The organism is Marinagarivorans sp. (genome assembly GCF_982758155.1).
On record NZ_CEXWTU010000379.1, the window covers coordinates 1 to 2,668 of the forward strand.

The following is a 2,668-nucleotide window of genomic DNA, read 5'->3' on the forward strand; positions in this document are numbered from 1 at the left end:
AGCTTTCTGTGAAGTAGGATAAAAAGCATGCTGCTGTGATGCTGCCGCCTTCGCGACCACCGATATTGGCGAGATCGGCAAAGTTGCTCTTTAATGATTTTTTGTAGTCATCCCACAGGGGCAGCTGCCAAGCGCGATCATGGGTGTTCTGTCCTGCCTGCAACAGTTTGTCGGCCAACGCCTGGTCGTTGGCGAATAAACCCGTTGCGTGGTTGCCGAGCGCAATAACGCAGGCGCCCGTTAGCGTGGCGATATCCACAACGCTCTTAGGCTTGAAGCGTTCGACGTAGGTAAGGGCATCGCAGAGTACTAGGCGGCCTTCGGCGTCGGTATTGAGCACTTCGATGGTTCGGCCAGACATTGATGTTACAACATCGCCGGGCTTGGTTGCGCCGCCGCTTGGCATATTTTCGGCGGCAGCGATAACAGCAACAACATGAACCTTAGCTTTGAGTGTAACCAGGGCGTGCATTGTGCCCATTACGCTGGCAGCACCGCACATATCAAATTTCATTTCATCCATGCCTGGGCCAGGTTTCAAGCTTATTCCGCCCGTATCGAATGTAATGCCTTTCCCGACGATGACGTTGGGCGATTTACTGGTTTTACCTTTGTATTCCATCACAATAAGTTTGGGCGGTTGATCGCTACCGGCAGAAACAGACAGTAGCGAGCCCATGCCGAGTTTTTTCATCTCAGCAGCTTCCACAATTTTTGTGGTGAACTTGGGGTTGTTTTTGGCGAGCAGCTTAGCTTGCTCGGCTAGGTAGGTGGGCGTGCAAATGTTGCCGGGTAAATTGCCAAGCTCTTTGGCCACGTTCATGCCTATTCCCAGCCCGCTTCCTTCTGTACAACCTTTTTTAAATTCACTGGCGGTGTTGGTTTTAGGGTGGGCTAGCGTCACTTTTTGCAGTTCTGGAAGTGGATTATGCCCAGGCTTTGTGTGGGTGTATCGGTAGTGCTCTGTTATAAGCTCTTGACTTAGTATACGTGCGATTGCGGCTTGATCTGTGCCATCAGTTGTGAGCTCATCGCAGTGTAAAGTTGCGTGCGAAATCCCTTTTTTGGTTAAGTTTTTGGCTGCGCTACAAGCCAATTTTCTCAGGGTGTCGTCTTGTATTTGTTTGCTGGTTAGGGTGCCTATTGTCACAATAAGTACGCGAGGTATTTTAGTGCTAGAAGGGTAGAGCCATGCTGTGCTTCCAGCTTCTGAATTTAGGTCGCCGGTCTTTATAAGGCGAGATAATCCGCCGTCACATTCAGAGTCTACGGTTTTGGCAAAGCCAGAGAGCGTTTTCCCTAGGGTAATAAAGACCACGGCACAGTCGGATTTGTATTGGTTGAATGATGCGGTTTTACAAAAAAATTCCATGCTTTACCTAAAGAGAAGAGGTGGATTTGAAACGGATTTATCGTGGACTTGAATGCTGCAAACGCCCATAATTACGCCGCAGTTTAAGGTAAGTCTAGCTGGGCGTCATGTTTTGTGTCTAACTATTGGGCTTGCCTGCTGTCTGTCAAAGATTATGCCCGCTTTAAATCTGGGTGCAAAGCGTGTAGAACGTGCACCCATTCTGTGTGCAAAAAATCCCGAAAACATGATTGGAAGTTGTATTGTGCATTGTCTTAAAAAAATCTTTTTAGCTGCCGTGACTCTGGTAGCTTTGCCTGTTTGTGCTGAGTCCCAATTAGGTGTTTCGGTATCATCGGACGTAGTAACGCTCAACTACAGTCATAGTAGTGATAATAATTCTCAATGGGGGGTGATGGGATTATACAACGACCCTTTACGTGCAAGCCTCATCGCGGCAAATTTTAATGTCGTTGGTCAAGCGGGGGAGTCTAGCGAGTTATACACCGGTTTGGGGTTTAAAGCGGCGATATACGACACCTTCGAGACTGCGGGTTCACTGGCGTTAGGTGGCAGCATTGAATATTCACCTAGCGAATGGTCTGGTTTTGGTGTGCAGGGTCAGCTTTATTATGCGCCAAGTATATTTAGCACCAAAGATGTTGATAAGTATTTAGATTTTCTGATACGAGCCACTTACGATGTTAATGCGCAGGCAAAAGTATTTCTTGGCTGGCAAAGTATCGAGGTTGGCTACGAGGGTGGCGGCTCTGATATTGAAATCGATAAATCCTTTAATCTGGGCTTTTCGCTGTATTTTTAGTGCTTAGGGGTGTACGTGGAATAAGCAGCTGGAATTTGGGTTTGTAGGTGCTTGCTTGGCAAGGCGAAAATATGGCGTAATAGCCGGCTATTGCAAATATTTTTAACGAAGGCAAGCGTGTACCGAGGAATTCAAAAGCGGGAAGTTATTTCATGCACGCCCCTTAGGGGGGGAATACGATTTCATCAGCTAAAGCTTGAGGTCGATATATTCACCTTCGTTGCTCAAAGCGTTAAATGTATCGGCATGCACCCCTTTAAAGCGCCTCGGTAAAAAACCTTAACTAGTAAGCTAGTAGTCTCGTCCCTTGGACGTTTCTTGGTTTTATTTACCGGCACATTCAGCATTAAGTGTGCCGGCTACCTAAAGGCAATATAACTCTGAAGGTGATGTGAATGTCGCCTTTCCATTGAAAGAACTTCAGCCGCATTAAGGTTAATTGTGATAATTTTTCGGTATCTTGCCAAAGAAGTTTTAACCAGCATGGTTGCTGT

Annotated in this window: 2 protein-coding genes; one reads left to right on the forward strand and one right to left on the reverse strand. The window is 46.9% G+C overall.

Going from position 1 to position 2,668, the window contains the following annotated elements:
- Nucleotides 1–1,372 (reverse strand): leucyl aminopeptidase (locus AC3A8L_RS21050; RefSeq protein ID WP_487964243.1); only part of this gene is annotated, 1,372 nt, incomplete at its 3' end.
- 154 nt (nt 1,373–1,526) lie between these two features.
- Between AC3A8L_RS21050 and AC3A8L_RS21055 the strand changes: the two genes are divergently transcribed.
- On the forward strand, nt 1,527–2,174 hold the full coding sequence (locus AC3A8L_RS21055) for a hypothetical protein (RefSeq protein ID WP_487964244.1): 648 nt from the start codon (nt 1,527–1,529) through the stop codon (nt 2,172–2,174).
- Nucleotides 2,175–2,668 lie beyond the last annotated feature (494 nt).

Bases quoted from the DNA above. Each gene is read 5' to 3' on its own strand.
- AC3A8L_RS21055 (WP_487964244.1), top strand. From the start codon at position 1,527: ATGCCCGCTTTAAATCTGGGTGCAAAGCGTGTAGAACGTGCACCCATT.